The organism is Photorhabdus hindustanensis, from assembly GCF_002968995.1.
In the GTDB taxonomy this organism is placed as follows: domain Bacteria; phylum Pseudomonadota; class Gammaproteobacteria; order Enterobacterales; family Enterobacteriaceae; genus Photorhabdus; species Photorhabdus akhurstii.
Genome location: NZ_PUWT01000074.1, coordinates 1 through 23,478, shown reverse-complemented (window position 1 = coordinate 23,478; position 23,478 = coordinate 1). Strand labels below are relative to the sequence as shown.

Below are 23,478 nucleotides of genomic sequence, written 5' to 3'. Positions count from 1 at the left end.
TTTTAAATATCTCTCTCTAACGTAAAAGTCAGATATAAAAACCCACTAATAAATAACCTTCCTAAAATTCGTCATTATTTATTCAACGTCTTATAAAAAACATAACAATATGATTCAAAAATATATTCACATGAAAATGATTCTATTAATAAATAATTAAAGTTATCAATAATTGATATTTATATCTATCCTAAAGTTACTATAATAAAAGGTTATTATTGATATGGTTTATAATATAGCCGAAAAATAAAGGGGATAATTATGACCATAACTACAGAGAGGATAAATGTTGACTATCCAATATTCACGAACCTAAGGAACTATGACCTGCGGCTATCACCCAAATAAGGGGGCATAAAATGACATTTGCCTTTGACCCGATCATATAAAAACAGACAGAGGATCACTGCAATGGCTTCTATATCCAAAGATTTTACGAACCTGCTTAATACCTTGATCGATGGACAGATTGGCGCGGCAGGTCGTCAGACCGAATGGTTCAACATGAGTCCTGATGAGCGTACCGACTACATCAAGCAGGTAGACGAGCGGCTACAGGAAATGCAACAGAGCACTCTGAGTGTGCTGGCTGCTCAGCATTTTCAGATGCAGGACAACCCTGTTTCTGTCGACGATCAGTTGCAGACGTTACAAAAAAGACGGCAGCAGATGACTGATGTGCCTGGCACTCCGGCGATCAACGCCTACAAGCAGCAACTGGACCGCGACATCCTGTTATACCGCCGCCAGCAGACGGCCATGACGCACTTTGATAGCACTTGGCGTAAGGTTTTGGTCATGCTCAGTCCCGACGACTCCAAGCCCCTGAATGCGACGACATTGAGAGAAAATGCGGTGGACAAGCAGGCTAAGCTGGATACCGAAATCAAGCGTCTGGAGCAACAACTGACCATACAAGTGGCTGATTCCACGTTCAGCCAAAAATATGTGACGCTGTTTTCTGAGCTACAAGCCTACAAGGATGTCAATGCCCGCTACAACGCCTTGCTCAAATCATCCTCTACGGAAGAGGCCGCAGCCCTCGGCGCGCTGACCAAGGTACCTCCGGCCTCTGATGATCTGCCGGTAAATATTTCATTGCTGATGATGGAGGAGCGTCCTGGTTACATCCGTATGAACGTTGCACTAGTCAATGCCAGCATCGATAGCCGCTTCAAGGACTTTTTTCTGGATAACGGTAGGTTGGTCGTGCCGACGGATGGAGTACTCAATTTCTCCTTCGGTACCGCAGCTCGCTCATTGGCTTGGCAACAGCAATACCGACTCAAAAATGAGCCACCATCTTTTCGTTCGCCGACTTATACGCCAATTCGTTCGGTGCTGGTTAAAACCGAATTCGTCGAGAAGTACTTCGCCAACTACCTGGTTTCGGAAAGCATCTTGCGCGGAGGCTTCAAGGCGCAGTTGCTGGGTAACGGTCACAAGATGTTGTTGACCAGCGTTGACCGCAAGGTGCCGAACCAAATCGGGATTCAGATGTTCGGCCAGTCTCCGAATACTACCGTTGCCCGTGAGGTGCCATTGGCAAGCGCCTTGAGTGACCTGATCAACCAGAATGCTGATATCGCTAGCTTCCAGACTATCGGTTTGGAGGGGTTTCGCCAGAGTAGTTACCATCCGGACCGTGACGGGCTTTTCGTCAATATCCATGAGCTGGAACGGTCGGTAGGTTTTGCCGGTCGTCAGTACTTGCTGGAAATGCCTCAGGGCAACGACCACCTGTCCGCGACGCCTTTTGGGGTGATGAGCGTTGACGGCGACAAGGTTAGTAGTAGTCACTTGAGCAAGGCACAGACTGACACACTGTATCAATACAACGCCGCATTTTTCGAGAAGTTGGAACAACTGCGTAGCGGCGGTATGAAGGCCAGTCGCTTGTTTGAAGGCAGCATCGAGCGTACAGCGTTCGTGCAACAACTAGTGCGTTTGCTTGAACGTAACCACATCACCCCCGCAGGGGTGTTGGCGCCGAAGTACCCCCGTGACAACATGCGCGATATCAAGGGTAATAACTTGAATAAGGTGCTGTGGGAACAGGCGTTCGCCGCTTCGGTTTGGCGAAGCAGAGATAATGACCCGTTATTGTTCAGGCTGGCGACGAGAATGGTGAAAAACCCGGCTGTGGTCAAGGTTCTGCAAAATGGCTATGTGCAAAGTGATATTGCCCAGGCCAGGGAGTTGCTGGCACCGCTGTACGAACAATGGCGTACTCGGGCCGTCGAAGCGGAAACCCAGCGGGTCGCCAGTGCCAACGCGGCACAGCATCCAAGCAATCCGAAAGTCCATGTTTTCGATCAGGCAGAGGTTGAGCGCTCGTTGGATGGCAAATTGCTCACCTTGTTGTTGACCGGTCCACAGGGCCTTGAGAATGCCGATGCGCAACTGCGTCCGGTGGTTGAGGCGGCGCTGTTGAGTAATGAGGGCAGGAGCCTGCGCAAACAAATTTTATTCCATGCCTTGCGCCCGGTAGCCGATAGCTTTTCCAAAGCCGCGGTCCCGGTCAATCCTCACGCTGCGCTGGGTGCCAGCAAAGTCATGATCAATAACCGGTTGAATCAGCCCGACCCATATCTGATCCTCAATACCAGCTCTGAGGAACAGGCATATCACGATGGTTCGTACCTAATCAAAGATGATAAGTACCGCAGCTACAACCAGTTCCATCCGGACCCCAAGAATGACGCCACGCGCTATATGAATGACCTGGACACCCCGTTCGTGGGGGGGATTTCCGGGACCACCCAGACGGTCAGCAATGCCTTGCCGGAATTGTTCGGTGGCGCGTTGAACGTCAGGCAGTATTGGCAATTCCAGATGGCCAATGCGGCTTTCATGATACGTAACGGTTATCATTCGTTCTTCGAAACTTTCTACGTCGCTGCGCGTTATGAACCGGAGGACGCGGACAGTATCGGCAGGGACATGTTGCAGATGTTTGACAAGTACCGCGCTGAAGGCAGTAAGAGGGCATTACAGGGTAAGCTGTATGACGGAGTGATGGCGCGCGTTTTGCCGATCATCAATCAGGGCTTGTCGGCAGCTGACGAGTTCCATCCACCGCGTTTTACCCGCATTGGTCCAAGACCGGCGCTGTTGGGGCAGGCGGTGAAGGATCTCGAGCTCAAGGCTGGGTTGACGTCTGTAGGTGATGGGTTTGAACCCCGCCAAGGCAGCGCCGACATTCATCAGTTTGTCACTGATCCTGTATTATTCGCCAAAACACACACTGTCAGTGCTGAAGCTCTGGTCAGATCGGGGCGCCTCCCGGCAGAGGGGAGCGCTCAGTTGGTGAAGGTCGGATCAGGCTTGTATGAGCTTGAGTACACTGAGCAAAGCGCCAATGATATATCCTCAAGCAGCATACCGGCGTACTTCCTCGGCTACAACGGCCCGAACCAAGCCAATGTGGTACCCGCCTATGTGGACATTCCCAAACGTACAATCGCGGGGAACTTTCTGTTTACCGGGACGCTATCGGGCGGCTCGCTGGTGGTGACTAGCCTTGATGCTAATACCTTCCGGGTCTACCACGACGGTCGAGTCAATAGTTCGTTGCTGTACGACAACGTGGTCATGGCAGTGGATTATAAGGATTATCAGATAGCTGGTACCACGGAGGGCCTCGCTGCGGCGTACATGCAGTACGTTAATCACGAATGGCAGTTAGTGCTCCAGCGTCAGGAATATCAGCGAGATGGTCAGATGCTTCGGCTGAGGCTGCGTGACGACGAGGAGCCGCTCTCGATCCAAGTGGCGGACAGTCAAGTGGTTGAACGAAATCAGGCTCAATTCGTCGCCTACCGCGAGCAGATTCATCAAAAATTGAAGAAGGTAGCCACCCAGTTCGAGGTATCAATCTCAGGAGTCTCCGACGGTGTATACACAGAGGGTGAGTTTTCTCCTGATCATCCGGCGATTGCTGCGTGGGCCAAGCTGTGCGCCGAGGTTTATGACAGGATCAATGCTGATACCAAGCAGTTGGTGGATAAGCGAAACAAACTCTATGAGAACTGGCGCAGTACCATTCAGCGCGATTTAATTAACCAACAGATAAAGCAGCTCAATATCACCCTGGAGTACTACAAGGCGCAATACGATACGGTCCTGCGTGAAGCGGGCTTCGTCGAACAAAGCTGGCTCTGGCAGCAGATCAAGGCCAAAAACGGCAGCGCTGCGGTGGTTCGGATTGACGATACAGCCATTCAGGGCGGGGGTAAGCAGCGCACCGATAGCGTGGGTGAACGTTACGCTATCTCTGAAGCCTATCAGCGCGGGGCGCGGGGAACTGGATTCAGCGATGGCTTGCGCAACTTTCGTGAGATCGAGCTCCCCGGCGTGGATCACAAAATGTCGGCACTGGAGATGAAGCGCCTGTTTCTTGAAGGAAAACTCACTCCCGAGCAACAGGGCGCTTTGAGCGGCCGCATCACCGAAACCAGCCGGGCTGAGTACATCGATAAGGTATTGCGGCAGACTGCGGTATTCAGCGAGGATTTCCATGACGCCGGCAGTGTCTTTGACCGCTTGGTGCCACAGGACTTTTATCTGTCGCTGGTCGGTGACCGATCTGGCGGCCGTTGTTATCCTTTGGTCAGGGCCATGACTGTGGCATTGGCTAGTGGCGGTGAGGCTGGCATCAACAGCCTTGTGCAAAAGTTGTTCTTCGCCTCCGCTGACCCTCAGGCAGGCAGTTCCACGCTCCTCAGAAACAGCCTGATCAAGTTGCACTCCAATGTCGAAGCTGTTCAGGCCTCCACGGAGCTGGGGCAGTTTGGATTGTCCGAAGTGGTATCGCGGCTGGCTGCAACGACCGGAACCTCGATGTTCGCGCTCAATACCCAGAATCACTCGATGATGGTTGGGGGCACTGTCACGACCGAAGGCCGTCGCTACTACTTTTATGACCCGAACGTCGGGATCTTTGCCTTCGACAACACCAAAAGTCTGTCCAGGGCTATGGAGCAACACTTAGTAGGGCGCAGACTCGCCGTGCACTATGGCTCGTTCGGCAGCAAGTCGGCGCCGGCCTTCAACCTGATTGAGATCGATACCGGCAAAATGGCTGAGGTACCCGTGGGTAATGGTCTGAATGTGGCTGACCTGACCAGATTTGAGGAACTGTCCAGCGTCATCGGGCAACGGCGCCAGGTCGAGCAGGTGATGAGCGCACAAGAGCGGATCACGGAAGACTTGCAATTGGGCACCGCGCTGCAAGCCTTTGATACCGAGCAATGGGGGGCACGGTTCGAAGCCGCCAGTATCCAGTTGGCGCAAGAGCACCAACTGAACAGCCGCTGGCTACCGATTATCGCTACCACCGAAGAGCAAGGGAAAGGCCGCTACCGGGTCCAGTTCATCAACCGTGATCAACCCGAGCAGACCCGCTGGTTGGACACTGATGATAGCACTTTCGTCGAATTCCGGCGCTTCGTCGATGAGCACATGAGTGTACTGAACGAGCACTTTACTCTGGAGAGTGGACGGATGCGGCCGCGCGGCGGGGTTGGCGAGGCCGCGCCGGTGGATGGGTTGAATGCCGGGTTTGCGGTACAGGCGTTGATCCAGTGGTTTTCTGACAAGAACCGTCATGATGCTGCAAACGGGATGGCTTCGCCTGATCTGGCTACCGTGCTCAAAGTCCACAGCTACCTTAACTTTGTCCAGATGGCTCATGGTGGCGTGCAGGACGTGATCAAAGTCACGGCACTAGTGCGTACGGCACTGCGCGGCGAAGTGGTGGCTGCCCAAACGCCGTTTAAGGAATTTGCCTTGAGTCTGGGCCACACCGTCAACGAAGGCGTTGGCGTGTTGTTTGGCGGAGCCATGATCGGTCTGGATGCTTATGAACTGGCCCATGCCGAGAATGATGTGCAGAAGGCGGTGTTTGGCACCCAGCTTGCGTTCGACTCGGCTAGCTTTGTCACTGGCGCAGCCGGCATAGGGGCCGGGTTGGTCGGTGCCTCGACGGCCGGGGCGGTACTTGGTGGGGCCGGAGTGATCCTTGGCGGACTCGCGGTGGGCTTTACGGCGCTGGCTCAAGCCTTTGGTGCGGTCGCTGAGGATGCCAAGGCGGTGGGCCGTTACTTTGATACGGTTGATAAGGCGTACAAAGGCAACGGCTATCGGTATGACAACGAGAAGCAAGTGCTGGTGCCCTTGGCCGGTGCGGTGATCAAGACTTTAGATCTGAGTAAGAATCAGATCGACTTCGACAGCCAGTACATCTACCGCACCCATTCCGGCTCTACTGGTTCAGGGAAAATCAATTACTTCTTCTGGGTCGGTGACTTTCCGCGAATGGTCCACGACCGTGGTCAGGCGATCGAGGTGCGCAGCGGCATTGGTTATAAGGATGTTTCTCGGCCCCTTGAGCACGGCGACAGTAATGTTGTGATCTTGCCGGGTACGCCCAAGTCTTACATTAGCTACGAATACATGCTGCTTCCCGGAGCCACCACACGTCACGACGCTGGCTTTGATGTGATCCGCAAGCTTGAGGAAGACAAGCGGTTCGACTACGACTTCTACATCTTTCCGGGGGAGGAGACGATTCGCAGGATTCATCATGAGTACGTCGACACTCCGATCGAGGTAGTGCTCGATCAGCGCAACCGGCAACTCGTGGCGCCCGAATTGCCCAAGGAGCTGCACGGCTTTCTGTGTTATGAGATCAAGGGGGCGGGCGGCGAATACCTGATCGGCCTTAACGAAGGCGCTAAGGTTAATCTCACGAGCGATGTTGCCAGTACGTGGATCATCGACAGCAGCCAGCTCGCCAGTGACAGCATCAGCGTGTCGAAGGACCAACTGTTGGTCGGCGAGAAGGGCAAGGAGGTTGTGGTAAAACTCTATCTGGCTCAGAACAGTCAGGTATTGGTAGTCAACGGCAAGGGGGAGGTGCGCAAAGTCGATTTCACTAGCCTGACCGCTCAGGTAATAAGTGAAGATGCGAGCAAGTGGCAGGTGCCAGGCCAGCAAATTGAGCAGCACCTGAGTGATTTGGCCAAGGCGCATCAGCTACACGGACAGTATGTGGTGGTGGAGAATTACAGACACCAAGGGCGAGATGTTGGCCGAGCGTTCTATGACGTGACCAAGGACCGCATGCTGTTCACTGACACCACCAATGAACAGGCCAAACGTGCCCAACTGGGGGCAGTGATGGGCGACTATGCTTATTTCTACGACGCCGACAACGCGGTGGCGTGGCGGGTAGACATCGCCACCGGACAGGTCGACGCGCAGTTTGAGCCTTGGTTCAACCAGAATGCGGGCCATATCAGCCGGTTCTGGCAGGAGGGAGATGTGGTCTACTTGGCGCGCCGTTATCGGCTAAAGGAGAGGGAGGCTGAACTGGGCTATCGGATCATCGGTGACCGAATGGAGTTGGTTAGTGCGGTGGGCGATGATGCGCTGCTCCAGCTTTCGGCACGCATCGGTCGGCATGGTGATGAGCTTGAGGCCATACTCCAGGGCTACAAGAGCAATAGCACTCAGCGCGGGACCCTAATGTATACGTTGGGCGCACGGTTGATCCAGCCGACCAGCGCGGCGCTGGTTACAGTGTTCGGCGTGGATGCGGCTGGCGTGCCGCACCGCTATTGGATACGCACCAGCGATGGTACGCTAATCAAGCCGAATCTGGCGCCACCAGCGGATCAGACCTTGCATTTCGAAGCACATGAACAAACCCGCAGTGCTTGGCAGATCCCGGCTGACTTGGTGTTAGCGGGGAGTATGCCGTTGCTCGGTGGCAAAGAAGTGTTTTTCTTCTACAGCAAGGAGCAAAAGACCCTGTTCCGTCAAGAAGGTCCAGGGCAAGAAGTACTCGACGCCAACCAGCCGAGCGCATTGCGGGTCACTACGCCAGCCTTGACCAACGTGATCAATTTGAACGGTCACTTGGTCGTAGTGACCGAGGACGGGCGTGTGGCCCGGCTTGATGCACTGGGGCAGCTTAGCTACGCAGCGGTCAACGAGCATTGGCTTAAGGGACGTATCCACTGGTGGCAAGACTTGGCTAGTGTCACCGACGGCAGAGCTACCTTGGCGGTGTTAGGGGTTAAGGGGGTCGATGGCAAGAGCGTGCTGCCGGTGTGGTACCACAACGGTCAGGTAGTCGTGGCTTCGGCTCCCTTGCAAGACAAACGTCCGCAGTTCTTGGGTTTTGAAGTGGACGGCTCCGGTGCGCGACTGTTCGAACCCGCCAGCGGCAAGTTGTATCGTCAGCCGGCTATGACTGCCGATGCGCTGGCTGCCGCGTTCGGTACCGACGAGGTGCTTGAAGCCTCGGCGCAACTTCCTGCGGCCAATGAGCTGGAGCCTGAACTTCACCTCAAGGCGGCGGAACAAGTCGATGCCGGGCTGCGCCTGACCACCGTTAAGGGTGAGATCCTGCTGCGAACTCATGACGGCAAATTGCAGTTGGTTGCTGTCGACAAAGATTGGCAACAGGACAACCTCGTCCGTCTGTCACAGGCACTTGCTGAGGTTGCCGGTCAGTGGCGAGTCAAAGGCGTGCTGACCTTGCAAGGTGATGGCACACAAGGTTGGTTTGATGTCGGTAGTGGTCAGGTGTTCTCCAGCGGTGGCATCCCTGCCACGGATAACCTGCGTTTTATCGGCATTGCTGCCGGGAAGAAGGGCGCGTACGTGTACAACCCAACGGACCAGATGCTGTACCAGGTCAAGGATAACGGTGCGCAGAAGCTGAATCATTACGCCGATGTCGAACGCATTGGTTCGTCGCTGTTGCTTCAAGATGGGGGCAAGGGTGATCTGAGTCCAATGCTGATCGCTGGTGTCGACAGCGTGGTGTTGCATGGTGGTGCCGGTAGCGATACCTACCGTCTCAGCCAGATGATGTGGTCTCATTATCGCACAGTTGTTATTGACAACGATGACCCGGGCCAGGTTCTGGACCGCTTGATCATGCCGGTAGTTGATGCGGAAAAAATCCTCGTTAGCCGCCACGAGGATGACTTGATGCTGATCGATTCGGTCAATGGCACGGTCTTGGTGATACGTAAGGTGTTCGGTAGCCAGGCGGTGACGCACCGGCATCTGCAAATCGATCTGGAAGGTTCCTCGTCGGTGATCAGCGTGGATCACTTGGTCAAGGGTTTTACCAGAATGGGAGCAGCCAAGGTTGACTTATTCGAACTGTCTTGGGCCATCGAGTAGCTGGTGAAGGTGGTGGATATTGTCGTCTCGGTCACGGACGTGGAGGTGCTAGTATGACTAAGTTGGGCGGGAAGATGGTATTCACGAGAACCTGCCGCAAAGCCGTCAAGCTGGCAGGCGGTACTAATGACTTCACTGTCTTGAGTTAACAGGAGAAACCACAGGAGGGGCATAAAGCCCTTCCTGTCTCTGGGTTCCGGTCGAATCATTTCTTCTGTAGAAGCAGGTCATTAAACACCTTGTCACAAGATAGGGAGTTTTTTTGAACTGATGTAATCTCTTATAACTAACTCATGATCATCGACTCTAAAGGTGTGACGGGTGTGATGACTAAGCTGGCGATATTGACCTCAATGGTCAGTGTTCTGGGGATAATCAAACCGATTTTGCCTAATGTTTGATGCGGTACGTCAGGCTTTGCCAATTGATGTAGGTGGTGATCCTAGTGGCGTTGTATATCCTGATACCGCTGATCCTGCTGTTTGCTGCCTAAGAATTTAAGACCATATTGACGCTGACTTTTGTCGTGTTTGCGTTGAATTTCCTGACCTTATGGTGGGAAACAGCCCGCTGGCTGGGGGCCTTGGTATGAGCCAGTGTTCGGATGGGTGATATTACGAGCATGATGGATCAGAGGGGCATAGGCAAGGCAATCTGCAAGGGATGTTTGGGCAGGTGTTGATGCGGAAGATGTTATCGAAAGGAAAATAGCGGGACGCGTTTTTCGTCTAAAAGGATGGGATTTTTTCCCGTCAGAATACTCTGAAAAATACTTAGTAAATTGCTTAATTTATTATTTTTGTTAATTATATTTGTCATGGTTTTGTTTTTGCGACATGTAAAACTCAGATAAATATTCTTAATGCTACATATAATACGTTTCATTAATGTTAGTTTATTACCGTTTTGTTGCATGATTACAGTTGGTTAGTCTGAATGTTCGCCTTTTTGGTTAATTATCAGTCTCATGGCTTGAAAATAAAACACCTTCAACCATAATACTTCCCCTAATATTTCCCTTAAAACTATTAAATAATAATTAAGTATTGTACTGGTTCAACTATGGCAACGGTAACTCGCGGTAAAATATTCGTAGGGTTGGCCGGATGGGCTGTATTTGCTATTCAGCCTGTGCAGGCAGATGACCAACTCTTTATTCATCAGAAACAGCAACAACAAGCGTTAGAACAACGTCTAGAGGCAAAGGCACCGACTGTGCGGCTCAAGCGACCCGACGTGCTCCTGCCTGATTATCCTGATCGTGAGTATCCCTGCTTTACCATCAACGCTCTGCATTTGGAAGGGGATGCTGCCAGCCGTTTTCAATGGGCGCTGGAAGCAGCAAAAGACGCTAAAGGGCGCTGTCTAGGCAGGCAGGGGATTTTGCTGGCTATCAACAAGGTGCAGAACGCCATTCTGGCAAAAGGTTACGTCACCACCCGTGTGATGGTGCAGGAGCAGGATCTGACCCAGGGCGTACTGACGCTGACGCTCCAACCTGGCCGCATTGCTAACATCCACTTTGATGAGTCGACCTCCTGGCGTGGGCGGTTATGGAATGCCATGCCTGCCACATCCGGGGATATTCTCAACCTGCGTGATATTGAGCAGGCGCTGGAAAATTTCAAACGGGTGCCCAGTGCTGAGGCTGATATTAAAATTGCACCCAGTCAGCAGGAAGCCACCAGTGACCTGCTGGTTAGTTGGAAAGAAAGTCGGCTCCCGGTTCGCCTCAGTCTGAGTATTGATGACAGTGGCGCCAAAAGCACAGGCCGCTATCTGGGATCAGTGACCCTGGCGATTGATGCGCCTTTTGCCCAGAACGACCTGTTCTATGCCAACATCGGCAAGGATTTGTTTGAGCACGGCCCCTTTGGTAACCGTTCCCGTACCGTTAACTACTTCTTCCCGCTTGGCTACTGGTCTTTTTCCGCTAACTACAACGACTACACCTATCACCAGAATATCGCCGAGGTCAGCCAAGTGCTGACTTACCGCGGCAAGAGCGAGAATGCGCAATTTACCGTGTCTAGGCTGCTGTTTCGCAATCAGTCGCATAAAACTACCCTCAATATGCGTGTCTTTCGCCGCCATTCTACGAATTCTGTAAATGGCATCGAGATGGAACAACAGCGCCGCCGTACTGCTGGCTGGGAACTCGGACTCAGCCAGCGTAGCTACCTTGGCAATGTCACGCTAGACGCTAACACCAACTGGCGGCGGGGCACTGGAGCGTTTGGGGCCTTGCCGGCGCCTGAAGAAATCTATCATGGGGGCAGTGCCCGTACCGGCATTGCCTTGGGCGATGTCAGTTTGAATATACCTTTCGCTTGGGGTAAGCAGCCTTGGCGTTATTACACCAGCGTACGCTGGCAGTGGAGCCGACATCCTCTGACGCCGCAGGACCGGATGTCTATTGCCGGGCGTTACACCGTGCGCGGGTTTGACGGCGAGCAGATGTTGTCCGGTGAAAAGGGATTGCTTTGGCGTAATGAGCTGGCCTGGAATGTGTTGTCGCGCGGCCACGAGTTTTACTGGGCAACAGACTATGGTCGTGTAGATGGACCGGGAACCCGTCATCTTGCCGGGCATCAGCTGGCGGGCGGCGCTTTGGGTGTACGTGGCACGTTGTGGGGGCGGTTCCATTACGACCTGTTTGCCGGGGTACCGCTCTACAAGCCAAAAGGTTTTCATACCCCGGGCGTGAGTAGTGGTTTCAGTGTCAACCTAGAAATCTGATGACGCCGGTCAACCTTGTCACAAGCACACGTTGCCTTTTATTTAACTCGGACATGATTTATGAACAAACAGTGTTATTGCCTTATTTACAGCCGCACGCACGGTGAATTGCGGGTGGTATCGGAACTGGCTCGCGGCTGCAATACTACGGCTGGGCAACGCTGCGGCGTATCGCGCCTGTGGGTGACGGTGCGTCGTGCGGTGTGGTTGCTAGGGATGGCACTGTTTACCGGGCAAGCGTCGGCTGGTGGCATCATGGCTGACGAACAGGCGGCGCACGCCCGGCGGCCGGAAGTCATAGTAACCCAAAACGGCCTGCCGCAGGTCAATATCAATGCACCTAACCGGGCAGGGATATCGCATAATCCCTACAAGCAATTTGATGTTGACCAGAGAGGCGCCATTCTCAACAACTCAGCGGTAATGACCTCCACCCAACTGGCAGGGATGATACAGGGCAACCCCCGGCTTGACCCGAACGCAGCGCCGGCCCAGATCATTATCAATGAGGTAAACAGTAGCAACCCCAGCCAGTTGCGGGGTTTTCTGGAGGTGGCCGGTGGCAGAGCGCAGGTGATTGTGGCCAACCCATCGGGAATTGTGTGCAACGGTTGTGGCACCATCAATGCCGGACGCATGACGCTGACCACCGGTAAGCCGCAATTGAACGCTGACGGCAGTCTGGCGGGGTATCAGGTAGAGCGTGGTTCGGTGCATATTGGGAGTGGAGGACTCAACGGTGATCCTCGCCATGACACCAAGTATGTCGATATTCTGGCACGTGCGGTGGCAGTGAATGCTGGCGTTTGGGCCAAAGAGGAACTTTCAGTGGTGGCGGGCCGAAACCGTATTAGTGCGGATGGTAAGACGGTTATGCCGCTGGGCGCGGATGGCAAGGCTCCTGAGTTAGCGATAGACATGGGACAGATGGGCGGCATGTATAGCGGCCATATTCGCATGATAGGCACCGATGCGGGTGTAGGTGTGCGTAATCATGGGGGACACTTGCAGGCAGGCAAGACGTTGATCGTAAGCAGTGAAGGTCGGCTCAGTTGGCAGTCGGAGGCTGTGGAGGCCGTCACTCAAGCTGGTGGCGATGTCACCCTGACCGCCAGAGATGGTATTGAACATCACGGTAAACTACACAGTGGCGGGCAGCTTGTCGTACAAAGCCGCGAAGGCGACATTCGTCAGTCAGGTACTCTGGCGGCAGCTGGCGACATCCAGTTGGCATCTGACCGAGGCATTCAGAGCAGCGGGCATTTGCTGGCAGGCAGCGATGTAAACAGCACGTTGACGCGCAAGGCGGATTTGACACTGAGCAGCCAGGGCAATATCCAAGCTAGAGGCAGTTTGCTGAGTAAAAGCGATGTCAGCGTGACTGGTCACAGGGTTGATGTCAGCCAAAGCAATCTGGCGGCCAGCCGTGTCGTGATTACGGCACAAGCCGGCGGCGTTGCCTTGCAACAGGCAAAGGTCGACAGCCGACAACTCACGGTGAACACCTCGGGCAATATTGAGGCGCAGCAGGCGCAGGTACTTGCTGGCCGTTGGGCGGTTGACGCTGACAGCTTGTTCACTCAAGGGGCTGTCTGGTCCCAGGTTGATGCTGGGGAAAGTCGTTTTGCGCTGACCGGTGTGTTGGATAACACCGAAGGCAGCATTGAAACCCGGCAACTTAGCCTGAATGCCGCTACCCTGAACAATCGACAAGGACGTCTGGTGGCGCTTGACGGCACGGCGCAACACTGGCGGGTGAGCGGCCTGCTGGACAATCGCGACGGCGGGGTGGTGGGTAGCAACGGTAATTTGCTTCTTGAGACTGGACATTTGAATAACCAGCACGGTACGTTGCAGAGCCAGTCAGCACTGAGCATCACGGCGGGAGCGGATATCGATAACGGCAAGGGCAAAATGCTGGCCGGTCAACAGCTGATCTTGAACGCCGCCGGTAGCGTCGACAACCAGTCTGGGGATGTAAGCGGTGAATACCTGCATATGACGGCACAAAGTCTGAATAATACGCAGGGCAAGGTAGTTAGTCAGGGACGTTTGCAGCTTGACACCCGTCAGGCAATCGACAATCAGCGTGGTACGTTGCAGAGTCAGTCGGCACTGAGCATCACGTCGGGGGCGGATATCAATAACGGTCAGGGCAAATTGCTGGCTGGTCAACAGTTGACCTTGAACGTCACCGGCAGCGTTGATAACCAGTCCGGAGAAATGAGAGGTGAAAACCTGAAGCTGACGGCACAGAACCTGAATAATACTCAGGGCAAGGTGATCAGTCAGGGGAGTTTGCAGCTTGCCGCCCATCAAAAGATTGACAATCAGCAAGGGTTGGTTGAGGCCGGTGATGTGCTGGATATCCGCACCGACGGCAGCTGGAATAACCGCCGCGGCATCGCACAAGGAAGCAAGCAGGTTTTAGTCTCCGTGCATGGTATCGACAACACCGACGGCAAACTGCAATCGGGTGGCGATCTGACGCTCGACAGTACGGGGGATGTCATTAATCAGGCAGGCACCTTGACGGCGCAGCAACACCTCAACTGGCAGGGCGGCACGGACAGCCTGTTGAACAATGACGGGGGCAAATTGTTCAGCCGCGGTGCGATGTTGCTGAAAGGCTGGCAGCTGACCAACCGCCAGAAGGGAGTTGTTCAGAGCCAGCAGAAACTGACGTTGAACACCACTGGCAGCATCGATAACCAGTCCGGAGAAATGAGCGGCGAAAACCTGAAGCTGACGGTACAGAGCCTGAATAATGCGCAGGGAAAGGTGATCAGTCAGGGGCGTTTGCAGCTTACCGCTCATCAGTCAATTGACAATCAGCAAGGGTTTGTCGAGGCCGGTAATGCGCTGGATATCCGCACCGACGGCATCTGGGGCAACCGCGGCGGCATCGCGCAAGGGGGCAAGCAGGTTGTGGTCTCCGTGCATGGCATCGACAACACCGGCGGCAAACTACAATCGGGTGGCGACCTGACGCTCAGCAGTACGGAGAATGTCATTAATCAGGCAGGCATCCTGACAGCGCAGCAATACCTCAACTGGCAGGGCGGTACGGACAGCCTGCTGAACAATGATGAGGGTAAATTGTTCAGTCGAGGTGCGATGTCGCTAAAAGGCGGGCAGCTGACCAACCGCCAGAAGGGGTTTATTCAGAGCCAGCAGAAACTGACGTTGAACGCCACCAGCAGCATCGATAACCAGTCAGGAGAAATGAGCGGTGAGAACTTGTATCTGACGGCACAGAGCCTGAATAATACGCAAGGCAAGATGGTCAGTCGGGGACGTTTGCAGCTTGGCACCCATCAAGAAATTGGCAATCAGCAAGGGTTTGTCGAGGCTGGTGATATGCTGGATGTCCGCGCGGACGGTAGTTGGAATAACCACGGCGGCATCGCACAAGGGGGCAAGCAGGTTGTAGTCTCCGTACATAGCATCAATAACACCGACGGCAAACTACAATCGGGTGGCTATCTGACACTCAACAGTACGGGGGATGTCATTAATCAGGCAGGCACCCTGACGGCGCAGCAACACCTCAACTGGCAGGGCGGTACGGACAGTCTGCTTAACAATGACGCAGGCAAATTGTTCAGCCGCAGTGCGATGTCACTGCAAGGCGGGCAGTTGACTAACCGCCAGAAGGGGTTTATTCAGAGCCAGAAGGAACTGACGTTGAATGCTACCGGCAGTGTTGATAACCAGTCTGGAGAAATGAGCGGCGAAAACCTGAATCTGATGGTACAGAGCCTGAATAATACGCAGGGCAAGGTTATCAGTCAGGGGCGTTTGCAGCTTGCCGCCCATCAGTCGATTGACAATCAGCAAGGGTTTGTCGAGGCTGGTGATGCGCTGGATATCCGCACCAACAGCAATTGGAATAACCGCGGCGGCATCGCACAAGGAGGCAAGCAGGTTGTAGTCTCCGTACATGACATCGACAACACCGACGGCAAATTACAATCGGGTGGCGGCCTGACGCTCAACAGTACGGGGGATGTCATTAATCAGGCAGGCACCCTGACGGCGCAGCAGCATTTCAACTGGCAGGGCGGTATAGACAGTCAGCTGAACAATGACGGGGGCAAATTGTTCAGCCGTGATGCAATGTCACTGCAAGGCGGGCAGCTAACCAACCGCCAGAAAGGATTTATTCAAAGCCTGCAAGAACTGACGTTAAATCTAACAGGCAATTGGGACAATCAAGGCGGAAAATTGGCCAGTAGCGGGAGCAGTACGGTGAATGCTCAGAGCCTCCTCAATGCGCAGGGGGAAATTCAGGTACTGGACACGCTTGATATGCAGTTCACTCGCGCACTAAATAACAGCAATGGTCGTATCTTCAGCAAGTTGAAGCAGTCCCTGCGTGCGGAAGATATTCTTAACGCTCAGGGATGGATAGGTAGTCAAGGTAGCTGGTTCGCCACGGGTAGCTGGTTTGACAACCGAGAGGGCAACGTGCTGAGCCAGCAGGAGACAACGCTTGCAGTAAGCGAGCTGAACAATCAAAAAGGCATCCTACAATCGGCGAGCGCGCTGGTGTTACGTGTGGCACAGGATATTGATAATCGGGTTGGTAAAATCAGCGCCCAGGGACGGCTGGATGTGCAGGGCATTAAAGAGGGTACAGCGGTCGGAAGATTACAGAACGCCGGTGGGAAGCTACAGGCCGACGATGGTCTTGTTGTGACGGCACAGGGTGTGGACAACCAAAATGGCCTACTCTACAGCCAGAAGCAGATGCAGCTGACCTTAAAGGATACCTTGGATAATCGTCAGGGTAAGTTGAAAAGTGGTGGGGATATGCAGCTTGATGCGCAATTGCTGCTGAACGAGATGGGTTCGATGGACAGCCAGCAGCAGCTTGGGTTGCGCATTTTGGGATTGTTGGACAATACCCGAGGTATGGTGAGAGGCAACGGCGACCAGCAGATATCGGCTGAACGGGTTGATAACCGGCAGGGGGTGTTCAGCAGCCGGGGCGCTCTTGAGCTTGCCGCGAGTCGGCTTGATAACCCGGACGGCATGATTATCAGCCAAGGTGCTGGTACTTACCGCATTAACGTGCTCAATAATCAGCATGGCAAAGTTCACAGCAACAACACGCTAACACTCAGTGGCGAACAGCTGAACAATCAGGCAGGACAGCTGATATCAACCAAGGCGATGCGTCTCGGCAGTAAGCAGCTCAATAACAGCGGGCAGGGGAAAATCACCAGCCAGGATGCGCTGGTTGTGCAGGCCGATCGACTGAACAACCGCGAAGGCGGGCTGCTGTTAGGCACGATACACACCGACGTGACTGCTCGCGAGCTGGACAACACCGCAGGACGTCTGCAAAGCGCTGGAGCCCTAACGCTGTCGCACCTTAACGTGCTGGACAATCGTCAGGGGTATCTCTTAGCCAACAAAATACTCAACATCAATGTCGGTAACACCGGTGCGCTTTCTGTACTGACACTATTCAATCAGGGCGGTACCGTTCAGAGTGGGGAGCAGCTTGTGGTCAATGCCCACACTTTGAATAACCAAGGCGGGACATTGCTCAGCCAACAGGCGCTCACGCTTGCCGTGCAACAAGACTACACCCATCGGATCGGCGATACGCTAAGCAGTAACGGAGCGATGACCTTCTCTATTGCCGGTGTGCTGACTAATCAGGCCGACTGGTTGTTGCCGGGTAACCTGATTGTCAACAGCACCCATTTCACCAACCTAGGTGCCTTGGTCGGGAAAACATTGCAACTGACCACTGGGACATTGCGCAATTTGGGGCGTCTGGAAGCCGACAACATGATGCTCACCAGTGACATTTTGGACAACCCGGCGACCATCATGGGTGATGACATCACGGTGCGTAGCCGGGTCATCGACAACTATGGGCGCGATGCGGTGATCGCCGCCACGGAGAGTCTGAACTTGCATGCCGGCGAGCGTCTGACCAACCGGGATGGCAGCCTGATCTATAGCAGCGGTACTCTACATCTTGGCAGTGATGACAAGATTGAGAATCGTGCGAGTCGCATTGAGGCTGACGGGGATATCTGGGTTGAGGCCAAACGGCTGGATAACCTGCGCGAAGGGCTCGACATCACGCGTGAGGCGGAAAAAAGCGATTACAAATGGCACCGTTACAACTACAACTGGCGCTCTTACGGTTCGACGGTCAATACCGACAAAAACACCGTAATGCCTACCACACAGCGTCTGATGTTCCGCGATGACGCTGCGGTGGAAAATAGTCGTTACGGTACCCTACTGGCTATCGATGCTACCGGCAAACGAGCGCAGGTGCGAGTGAAGGATAGCAGGGGGAAGATGCGTGAGCTGTGGGTGAACTACTTGGCTCTGACGCCGGGCAGCGACGGCGGCTACGACATGACGTTTTATGAGACGCGCGGTTTTCGTCAACATGCGGTGCCGACACCTTATCACAACACGGTCTGGCGCGAGCACAACCGGGGGCGGATTGAGCAATGGGACCCGGAGAAGCATGTCGACATTGCAGATGCGCCCTTTGTGACTGACTACAATAATTTCCGTGAACGCTCGACAACCGGGACGGTGACAAGGGACAAATTGATGTCTGCGGGTACCGGTGCCCATATTTTGGCGGGCGGCAACATGGTGTTGCGCATTGCTGATCAGCTGCTCAATGACGCCAGCACCCTCAGTGCCAACGGCGATCTGTCGATGAAAGGCGACGGCAAGGTCACCAACCGGGGCTATTCGGTGAACGAACGGTATCAAGAGTACATTGTCGATCACTACGACAGGGACACCAGGCATTGGTACCCAACCTTCAACCGTGACGAGACCAGAGCGTTGACCACCATTGACGGTATCATCACAGGGCATGGTAACGTCACTATCAACGGCGCACATTTGGAAAACACCACAGTCAATCAGGCGCAAATCAGTAGCGTCGATGCGGCACAGAAGGCGGCGGAGGCCGAACGTGCGGAATGGGAACGTAATCCACTGGCGGTGACGGTTGATGGGGAGGATTGGCAGACGGGAGATACGAAACTGACGCCAAGTAGCCGACCGCTCACACCGGATATCCTGCCATTCACACCGGGCAGTCAGCCGCTTACACCGGATATCCAGCCGCTCACGCCGGGAAGTCGGCCGCTCACACCAGACATTCAGCCGATTACGCCGAGTAGCCAGCCACTTATACCGAACAACCGGCCACTCACGCCGGCCGAACTGGCACTGACCAATAAACAACATCTCGGCAGTGTGGCAACATTTGTCCCTAATAACGGTTTGTTCCGTCAGCACCCGGCTGAAGGGAGTCCTTATTTGGTGGTGACCGACGAACGTTTTACCAGCAGAAGCCGGTTTATCAGCAGCGATTACCTGCTGCAACGAGTGGGATATGACCCGGTGCAGGCGCATAAACGCTTGGGTGACGGGTTCTATGAACAACGTCTGGTACGTGAGCAGGTGCTCAAACTGACGGGTCGTCCTTCTGTGCACGGCGAAGATGCTATGGAACAATACCAGTCGCTGATGAACAATGGTGTCAAGGTGGCAAAAGATTTCCATCTGGAACCAGGTGTGGCTTTGACGCCGACGCAAATTGCGGCGTTGCAGCAGGATATCATCTGGCTGGTGAGTGAGACGGTCGAGACTGCTACCGGCCCGCAGACAGTGTGGGTGCCCAAGGTCTATCTTGCCAACACTACTTTGCGGCTCACTGGAGATGGCGCCCTGATTGGCGGAGGCAATCTGAAGCTGTCAGCGAACAGTCTCAACAACGCCGGTAATCTGTTTGTTGATAAGGCGCTTAACATTGACGCCGGTCAGTTCCTACATCAAGGCGGCGATATCCGTGCAGACAGCATTAATGTGCAGGCGGATACTCTTACCCTGAGCACCAATCTACAGGATGCGTTGCGTCAGGCAACGATGAGTGCACGTGAACTCAGCCTCAGCGGCGGGGATATCCGGCTGCAAGGAGCCAAACTTGGCGCCACGCAGAACCTCAGTCTGCACGTGCGCAACAATCTGGATATCACTGCGGCCAGAAGCACTGCCACGGCTGACCTTGAGGTGATTTCGGGAGCGATGGGCAATCGCAGCAGTAGCGGTATGGAGGACCCCGGAAAGCGTATGGCGCAGGTTAGCGGTGAGTGGCAACAGGCACTTGGCAGTACGCTGAATGCCGGTGGCGACCTCAGCTTGGCCGCTGGGCAGGACATTATTCTGCAAGGGAGTCAGGCTAAAGCTGGGGGAATTACCCGCTTGCAGGCAGGTGGGGACGTGAAATTACTGGCGGAAACCACTACCAACCGCACACATTTGGATGCCAACAGCAGCACTTCATCGGTGAGTAACCGTCGTGAGGAAGACCGACTGCACCTCAGTACACTGAGCGGTGATAAAGAGGTGACAATTCGGGCGGGAGAAAACCTGGTGGCTGAAGGGGCTCAGGTTGACAGTCAATCAGGCAGTATCGGTTTGAGCGCACAAGCGGTTACCATTAAGGACGCCAGTCAGCACATTACTGACAAGGATAGTGAGCGCAAGCGTGAAGGCAGCACGAAAAGTCAGAGGGAAATGGAGACTATCAGCGATAGCGCTGTGGGCAGCACCTTTAGCGGGCGTGATGGCATTACAGTCGTGGCCCACGAGAGGGATATTACAGTCACGGGCAGTACTCTGCACAGTGAGCGGGGCGCACTTGCGCTGCGGGCGAAAAAGGACATTACGCTTAACAGTGCCACTGAGCGTGATTATCAATTCTCGGAAGAGCGTTCAGAGAAAAAAGGCTTCTTATCGAAGAGCAGCAGCCATACGGTACAGGAAGATAGCGTCACCCGCGAGAAAGGCACTCTGCTCAGTGGCGACAGCATCAGCATCACGGCGGGCAACGACTTGGCGGTGAGTGGATCAGCGATAGCCGGGGATAAGGATGTGACCTTGCAGGCGGGTAACAACGTCGATATCACTGCGGCCACTGAAACCCAATCCCACTATTTGCTGGAAGAGAAGAAAAAGAGCGGACTGCTTAACAGCGGGGGGATTGGTTTTACCGTGGGCAATCAGTCCACCCGTCATCAGATCAATGAAGACGGCACTACGCAAAGCCAGAGCGTTAGCACGGTGGGCAGCAGCCAGGGCAATGTGAGCATCACAGCTGGCAATCGCGCACATATCGGCGGTGCGGATCTAGTGGCGGGCAAGGATCTCAGTATTACCGGCGACAGCGTGCAGATTGACACGGGGTATGACAAGCGCACTCGGACGGAGACGTTCGAGTCGAAACAAAGTGGGTTAACCGTGGCGTTGTCAGGGACGGTGGGCAGTGCGCTCAATACTGCGGTCAGCACGGCACAGCAAGCCAGAAAAGAGAGTGACGGGCGGCTCAAAGCCTTGCAAGGCACTAAAGCGGCACTGTCTGGCGCACAAGGTTATCAGGCCTGGCAGCTCAGTCAGGCGGAGTCTGCGAAAGCTGATGCCATTAATCAGGCGGGCGGTAAGGCCGACAAACCGAACGACACCATCGGTATTCAGCTCTCTTACGGTAGCCAGTCATCGAAATCCGAAACCCGTACTGAACAGACACAATCGCAGGGGAGTAGCCTGAGTGCGGGGCAGGATATCCGCATCAAGGCCACCGGAGACAATGCGGTTGCTGACAGCGGCAATATTCTGGTCAAAGGCAGCAGCCTGAAAGCGGGTCGTGATATAGAAATGGACGCTAAACGTGATGTCGTGCTGGAATCTGCCGAAAATACCCAGACTACCAGAGGTAAAAACAGCAGCAAAGGCGGCAGTGTCGGTGTGGGGCTGACTGCTGGGCAGGGCGGTTACGGTATTAAATTCTCTGCCAGCGTCAATGCAGGCAAAGGCCATGAAAAAGGCGACGGGGTGACCCACACTGAAACATTGGTCGATGCGGGTAATCAGGTCACCCTAAAATCTGGGCAGGATACGACGCTGAAAGGGGCACAGATCAGCGGGGATAAAGTGACTGCCGATGTCGGCCGTGGCTTGCACCTGCAAAGCGAACAGGACAAAGACAATTACGACAGCAAACAGGAGAATGTCAGCGCTGGCGCTGGCTTTACGTATGGTTCGATGAATGGCTCGGCAAGTGTGAATGCCAGCCGTGACAAAATGCACAGTAAGTTTGACTCAGTGAAAGAGCAGACGGGTATCTTTGCAGGTCAGGGCGGTTTTGATGTCAAGGTCGGTGAGCATACCCAGTTGGATGGTGCGGTGATTGCCAGTACGGCAGATAAAGACAAAAACCGTCTGGAGACGGGGACGTTGGGCTTTAGTAATATCGAAAATAAAGCGGAGTATAAGACTGAACATCAGAGTGTGGGGGTTAGCACAGGTGGCGCGATTGGCAGCCAGCTGACGTCCAACATGACGTCAAATATGCTGGCGGGCACCAATAGGAGCGACAGTCAATCGTCCACGACTCATGCGGCAGTAGAAGACGGTACGATTATCGTGCGTGATAAGGGCAGGCAAAAACAGGATATAGCAGAGCTGAGTCGTGATACGAAAAATGCCGCCAACGGTCTGACACCTATTTTCGACAAGGAGAAGGAGCAACGACGGCTGGCACAGGCGCAGGCTATCGCCGAAATCGGTGTCCAGGTGATGGATATCTACAATACCCATGAGGCGATTAAGGCGACGAAAACCGCGACGGAAAAGCTGAAAGATCCACAAACGCAGTTGAAACTGAAACAGGATGCTGAAGAGCAACTGAAGAAAGAAGGTAAAGCAATCGATGCGAAAAGCCTTGCTGATCGGGCATATAAGATAGCTTATGACGGTGCCATAAAAGATCAGGGTGCTGATATTGGCAGCTCGAAGCGTCAGGCTGTCACGGCCGTGGTCGGCGCACTTCAGGGACTAGCCGGGGGTGATATTAAGGCCGCGATTGCCACTGGTGCGGCACCGTATCTGGCGAATGCGGTGAAAAACCTGACCTATAATGGTAAAAAACATTATGATGAACTGACGGTGGAAGAAAAAGCCACCAATCTGGCGGCCCACGCGATTTTAGGTGGGGTGATTGCCGAAATGAAGGGTGGTTCTGCCACTGCGGGGGCGGTGGGTGCGGCAGGCGGTGAATTAGCGGCGTCGGCCATTGCCAGTGTGCTCTACCCGGATAAGAAACCGGGCGAGCTGTCGCCGGATGAGAAGGAGAAAGTCAGTAATCTGGCGACACTGGCGGGAGGACTGGCAGCGGGACTGGCAACGGATTCGACAGCAGGCGGTGTAGCCGGGGCGCAGACGGCGAAGAATGCGATTGAGAATAACTTTTTGAGCGCGGAGCAGATAGACGACTTTGCGGCCAGAGCCAAAGGGTGTGAGGGACGCGGCGACTGCAAACAGATCACGAAGGAAATGGAAGATCTGAGCCTCAAGCAGCAAAAAGAGCTGATCGCGGTGTGTTCTTCCAATCCCGCCGCCTGCAAGGAAAAATACGGCGATATCCCGGCTAATGGTATGCTGGTACGTCAAGCCATCGATCGCGTACTGGGTGAC

At 54.2% G+C, this 23,478-nt stretch carries 5 protein-coding genes and 1 pseudogene; 5 read left to right on the top strand and 1 reads right to left on the bottom strand.

What is annotated here, in order from left to right:
• Positions 1-411: 411 nt before the first annotated feature.
• Together mcf and C6H66_RS26155 are read left to right on the top strand one after the other, a co-directional pair.
• On the top strand, positions 412-9,204 hold the full coding sequence (gene mcf, locus C6H66_RS21975; RefSeq protein WP_105396722.1) for an insecticidal toxin MCF: 8,793 nt from the start codon (positions 412-414) through the stop codon (positions 9,202-9,204).
• On the top strand, positions 9,189-9,353 hold the full coding sequence (locus C6H66_RS26155; RefSeq protein WP_181150263.1) for a hypothetical protein: 165 nt from the start codon (positions 9,189-9,191) through the stop codon (positions 9,351-9,353). Before mcf ends, C6H66_RS26155 begins: the two co-directional genes overlap by 16 nt.
• Positions 9,354-9,490: 137 nt before the next feature.
• Here the strand turns inward: C6H66_RS26155 and C6H66_RS27505 are convergent, their stop codons facing one another.
• Positions 9,491-9,628 (bottom strand): hypothetical protein, encoded by a 138-nt coding sequence (locus C6H66_RS27505; RefSeq protein ID WP_181150262.1) that lies wholly within the window; start codon positions 9,626-9,628, stop codon positions 9,491-9,493.
• Between C6H66_RS27505 and C6H66_RS27785 the strand changes: the two are divergent.
• From C6H66_RS27785 to C6H66_RS21955, 3 genes and pseudogenes are all read left to right on the top strand, one after another.
• A pseudogene (locus C6H66_RS27785) lies at positions 9,601-9,915 on the top strand (conjugal transfer protein TraG N-terminal domain-containing protein); the annotation flags it as partial. The gene C6H66_RS27505 and the pseudogene C6H66_RS27785 sit on opposite strands and share 28 nt — an antisense overlap.
• Before the next feature lie 351 nt (positions 9,916-10,266).
• Complete coding sequence (locus C6H66_RS21960) at positions 10,267-11,943, top strand: ShlB/FhaC/HecB family hemolysin secretion/activation protein (RefSeq protein WP_105396721.1); 1,677 nt, start codon at positions 10,267-10,269, stop codon at positions 11,941-11,943.
• A 60-nt stretch (positions 11,944-12,003) separates the two neighbouring features.
• On the top strand, positions 12,004-23,478 hold an 11,475-nt coding region (locus C6H66_RS21955), incomplete at its 3' end, for a hemagglutinin repeat-containing protein (protein WP_105396720.1).